The 5205-nt window shown below is 33.2% G+C and carries 5 protein-coding genes; all 5 read right to left on the reverse strand.

What is annotated here, in order from left to right:
• A partial coding sequence (locus tag WBY99_RS13375; RefSeq protein WP_423976834.1) for a DUF5687 family protein occupies window positions 1–579 on the reverse strand: 579 nt, incomplete at its 3' end.
• 51 nt (window positions 580–630) lie between these two features.
• Window positions 631–2280, reverse strand: coding sequence for a DNA repair protein RecN (locus WBY99_RS13380; protein ID WP_423976835.1), 1650 nt, complete (start codon window positions 2278–2280; stop codon window positions 631–633).
• Between the two features lie 165 nt (window positions 2281–2445).
• On the reverse strand, window positions 2446–3351 hold the full coding sequence (locus tag WBY99_RS13385) for a DUF4835 family protein (protein WP_423976836.1): 906 nt from the start codon (window positions 3349–3351) through the stop codon (window positions 2446–2448).
• Between the two features lie 37 nt (window positions 3352–3388).
• Complete coding sequence (gene coaBC / locus WBY99_RS13390) at window positions 3389–4585, reverse strand: bifunctional phosphopantothenoylcysteine decarboxylase/phosphopantothenate--cysteine ligase CoaBC (RefSeq protein ID WP_423976837.1); 1197 nt, start codon at window positions 4583–4585, stop codon at window positions 3389–3391.
• 135 nt (window positions 4586–4720) lie between these two features.
• Entirely contained in the window at window positions 4721–5044 is a 324-nt protein-coding gene (locus WBY99_RS13395) for a DNA-directed RNA polymerase subunit omega (RefSeq protein WP_423976838.1), read from the reverse strand.
• Window positions 5045–5205 lie beyond the last annotated feature (161 nt).

Below are 5205 nucleotides of genomic sequence, written 5' to 3' on the forward strand. Positions count from 1 at the left end.
ATACTGAGAAAGTTCAATGATTTTGTAATATTCTAAAGCGCCAAAAATGGCCATTAATCCAAAAACTAAAATCACCACGATATCTTTTCCATTTAATAAAATATTCAAAAAATTATTAAAATAGAAAATGGCAAAAATCCCGATTGTAAATAGAATAACATGAATTACGGAGAACCCGCCATCGAAAATAAGTAAACCCGCAAATGGAAGAAGGAATAACAGATTCCCCCAGTTGAAAAAATTAAAAAGAATTTTAAGAATCGTATAATTCACTAATTTTTTCTTGGTAATTCCTAAAGTGAGAAAGGGTTTGATGTTCTGAGTCGGCATTTGTTGCATGAAATACCTGATTAATAAATCAAATGCCCAATAATAAATAAAGTATTTGCTGAAGAGAAGAATTGGATCAGTATGCAATTTTTGTTTGGCGAAAAAGTAAAGCAGAAAAGGCAAAGCGACGAATATTGCACTGAAATATGCCATTCCGAAAAACTTCAGAATTTTCATTCCAAGGTTGGTACCAAATTGTGGATTGCGAATAAAATTTTTGAATTCAAGTTGTAGAAGTCTCCTGTACATATTCTTACTTTTTAAGATAAGTCTAAAAATAAGGAAAATGTTACAGAAAATTTATTTCATCAACTCTTTTGCCTGCGAAATTGCGGCATCGGTAATTTTACTGCCGGAAAGTAATTGTGCGATTTCCTGTAATTTCTCGTCGTGATTCAATGAAACAATTGTCGTTTGGGTTTTACCGGAAATTTCCCGTTTGATGACTTTGTAATTGTTATTTCCTTTGGCAGCGACCTGTGCAAGGTGACTGATGACGATCAACTGCATATTTTCCGACATTTCTTTCATCACATTTCCGATTTCTTCTGCGACTTTTCCGGAAACTCCAGTGTCGATTTCATCTAAAATTAAAGTTGGAAGTTCTGAATTTTCAGCCATTAATTTTTTAATGGAAAGCATCACTCGCGATCTTTCACCACCAGAAATTGCAGTCTGAATCGGCTTTAAAGGAAAACCAGAATTCGCTTGAAATAATAGTTGAATATTTTCTTTTCCGAAATTGGTAAAATGATCAAGTTCTGTTAATTGCACTTCAATTTTCGCTTTTTCTAAGCCTAATTGATTCAGTAATTTCTCGGTTTTTTGAATGAAATTTGGAATTGCTTTTTTTCGATTTTGGGATAATTCAGTTGAAGACTTTTCTAAATGTTCAGCAGCAAGTTTTATTTTTTTCTCAGTTTGTTCAATTAGAAATTCTAAATCTGCAAAACCGATTTGTTCGTTTTGAATTTGATCGCGAATTTCTTTTAATTCTTCAATGGAATTTACTTTATGTTTCAGAAATAAAGAATTGATTTTACTAAGCTGCGAGCTCAAATGCTCCAATGTTTCTGGATTGGTTTCCATTTTTTCGGCTTCGTTTTGAAGGTCGAAAAGCAGGTCTTTGAATTCTACAAAAGTTTCTTCAAATCTTTGATTAAGTTGGGAATATTCGTGTGACAACGAAGCAACTTTAGATAATTTTGTTTTTACATCAAGCAAAGAATCGAGAACGCCGATTTCTTCTGCATCCATTTTATTAAAAATCAAAGAAAGATTTTCGATAATGGTTTCGGCATTTTCTTGTTTGCTTAACTGATTTTGAACTTCTTCTAAATCAAATTCGTCCAAATTAACTTCTAATAATTCTTCTAATAAAAAGACTTTGTAATCACTTTCTTTATTGCCTTCGGATAGCTTTTTTTTGTGATCTTCAAGTTCTTTTGCCAATTTTTTATAGCTGGAAAAATCTTTTTGATAATTGATAATCAGTGTTTTGTTTTTAGAAAGTCCATCAATCATTCGGAACTGATATTCTTCATCAAACAAATTAGAGGTTTCAAATTGGGAATGAATATCAATCAGTTTTTCAGAAAGTTTTTTCAGTATTTCCAAAGTAACAGGAACATCATTTATAAACGCTCGTGATTTTCCGGTCGGCAAAATTTCTCTTCGAATAACGGTATGGATTTCAAAATCTAAATCATTTTCTTCAAAGAAGTTTTTGAAATTTTCATTAATGATGAATTCGGCTTCAACGATACTTTTCGTTTCAGTACTTTGAATGGATTTTACGTCGGCTCTTTCTCCCAAAATCAAACGCAATGCTCCTAGAATAATTGATTTTCCTGCACCAGTTTCTCCTGTAATTACTTGTAAACCTTTGTCTAAAGTAATTTCAAGTGAATCAATAAGCGCAAAATTTTGGATGAATATTCTTGAAAGCATATTTTGGAAAATCAATTACGAAGTTTTAAAGCGAACTTCGGACTGTAAATTTAAGACTTTAAAAGAGATTATGAAATACAAAAACGAATCAGCTCAACCTAAAAGGCTGATGTTAATGGAATTTTAATAATTTGAATTTAGAGAATATTTTAAATTCCGGCAAAATTATTTCCATTTATTCCATTTGCTGTCAATATCTTTAGGAGATAATGTACTGAGAAGTGCTTTTAAATCTGCCATATTTACATTGGCGTTATTTCCATTATTAAAAATATCGAAGATTTCCTGCTTTTTAGTATCAATGAAAATATTCACAGGATAATTCATCTGGAAGTTATTTTCATACGTTTTCAATTGCATCAAAGCGTCGGCAATAATTTTTTTACCAGAAGACTGATCCTGTTTTCCAAGATTATCTAAACCAGCGCGGTGATAAGTGTAGTAAAGGTTTCGCAACGTATTTTGTTCAGGCTTCAAGATGTTGTCAATCAAGGCGCCTCTTGTTCGTGGACCTTCCATTAAAGACCAACCTGCGAAGTTTTGATTCTGTGCATTGTTCGATATTTTCTGAGCTTTTTCGAACCAAGGTTGCCCGCCTCTTGCCTTATAACTATCGCCATCATAACCTAAAATGGTATAAACATAAAAACTAATAACATCAATTAAATTCTTTCCGGAAAATTGTCTTTCATTGAAAACTAGATTTTCATTTTCGGTATAATCGAAGCTGAAATTGGTATCGTTTATATTTAGAAGTGGCGTTTCATAAGTCGTGTTAAAAACCGGGCGAACTGCCTGCACTACGATGCTCGCTTTGTAATTATTGCTTCCTGCTTTTTCATTAATAACGATGGCGAAATTACATTTGATCTTTTCAAAGTTCTGTAATTTCTTTCCTGTCCAACTTGTATTATTGATGAAATCCCGCAGATTTTTTTCTAAAGTTTTATAAACCTGCATGTTGCTACCACTTACTTGTTGGGTGTTAACTTGTACATTTGCCAAAAGTTCTTGAGAAAAACTCAAGTTAAAGGAAAGTAGAATGACGAATATCGAAAAAAGTTTCTTCATTATTAAATTAAAGTTTGAAAACGGAAATTTAAGGATATTATTTCAAAATCTGCGCTTCCACGAAATTTAAAATATCCTTGGCTACTTCGTCTTTAGATTTTAAAGGAAATTCTGTGAGCGACAATTCTGTAATGATTTTGATTTTATTGGTTACGCCTTTAAAACCTGCTCCTGAATCGCGGAGAGAATTCAAAACAATCATATCCAGGTTTTTTTTCTGAAGTTTTTCTTTTGCATTTTCTTCTTCATTTTGAGTTTCCAAAGCGAAACCTACCAGAAATTGTTTGGTTTTTCGTTCGCCCATTGTTTTTAAAATATCTGGATTTTTCACCAATTCGATCACTAAAGAATCATCATTTTTTTTGATTTTTTCCTTAGCAATTTCTTTCGGCGCATAATCTGCAACAGCTGCACTTGCAATGGCAATATCGGCATTATCGTAATATTCAAAAACTTTAGCAAACATTTCCTTCGCCGAAGTAACTCGGTGAACGTCGATGTTGTGATGATTGGTTTTTTCCGAACTTGGGCCAGAAATAAGAATTACTTTTGCATCTCGATTGGCAGCTTCTTCCGCAATTGAGAAACCCATTTTTCCAGAAGAATGATTCCCGATAAATCGAACAGGATCAATCGCTTCGTAGGTTGGTCCAGCCGTAATAAGAATAGTTTTCCCTGCTAAGTTTTTATTTGAATTAAAGAAGTCTTCAATTGTTTTTGAAATAGTTTCAGGTTCTGCCATTCGTCCTTGTCCAAATAGTCCGCTTGCTAATTCTCCATCTTCTGCCGGAATAATATGATGTCCGAAATCTTCTGCCAATTCTAAATTGAGTTTAGTCGAAGGATGTTGATACATATCTAAATCCATTGCTGGAGCAACAAAAACTGGGCATTTCGCTGACATATAGGTTGCTAAAACCAAGTTGTCGCACATGCCGTGAACCATCTTTGATAAAGTGTTTGCGGTGCAAGGTGCCATTAAAATTACATCTGCCCAAAGTGCCAATTCTACATGATTGTTCCAAGTGCCGTTTTCAGAATAGAAATCGCTGTAAACCGGATTTTTAGAAACAGTAGATAGTGTGAGTTTCGATACAAATTGTTCCGCAGAAGGCGTCATTAAAACCTGTACTTCTGCACCTTTTTTGATGAAATCTCTGATGAGGTAATTGATTTTGTACGCAGCGATTCCGCCAGAAACACAGATGAGGATTTTCTTACCCTGAAGTTTCATTAATTGTAATTTAAAAGTTGAACGAATTTACTTAAATTTTTGCAAACCAAATTGAATAGCATTATCGATATTAAATATAAAAGTCACAAAAACAATATGTTCTGTGACTTTTACAATAATTAAAGAAAGAAATACTTAGTTTTTTTCTTCAGTTTTTCTGTAGTAAATTTCGTCGTCTAACCATTCTTGAATAGCGATTGAAGTTGGTTTTGGAAGTTTTTCGTAATGTTTAGAAATCTCAATTTGCTCCTTGTTTTCGAAAACCTCTTCTAGAGTTGAATTGTGCACTGCAAATTCATCTAGTTTATTATGAAGTTCAGAGCGGATTTCTGCATTGATTTGCTCTGCTCTTTTGCCCATCACTACGATTGCTTCGTAGATAGAACCTACATTTTCTTCGATTTTATCTCTGTCGTAAGTTATTGTACTTAATTCGGCTTTAGAATCTTTTACGCTCATTTTCAGTTGGTTGTTATAATTGGAATTTGCAAATGTACGGATTACTTTTTGATTTTGAAAGTTGCCGCTGGAGTAGGAGTTGCTAAAATAGCACTGTCTCTTTGGATTTTTTCAGATTTTTTTGCAGCATCACGCAGGTCTTTCTCTGCATTGAATTTTGC

Origin of the sequence: Kaistella sp. (assembly GCF_049588135.1) — a bacterium.
Classification (GTDB): Bacteria; Bacteroidota; Bacteroidia; order Flavobacteriales; family Weeksellaceae; genus Kaistella.

Coding starts and splice junctions, on each gene's coding strand:
- WBY99_RS13380 (WP_423976835.1), bottom strand. CDS start 2,280: ATGCTTTCAAGAATATTCATCCAAAATTTTGCGCTTATTGATTCACTT.
- WBY99_RS13385 (WP_423976836.1), bottom strand. CDS start 3,351: ATGAAGAAACTTTTTTCGATATTCGTCATTCTACTTTCCTTTAACTTG.
- coaBC (WP_423976837.1), bottom strand. CDS start 4,585: ATGAAACTTCAGGGTAAGAAAATCCTCATCTGTGTTTCTGGCGGAATC.
- WBY99_RS13395 (WP_423976838.1), bottom strand. CDS start 5,044: ATGAGCGTAAAAGATTCTAAAGCCGAATTAAGTACAATAACTTACGAC.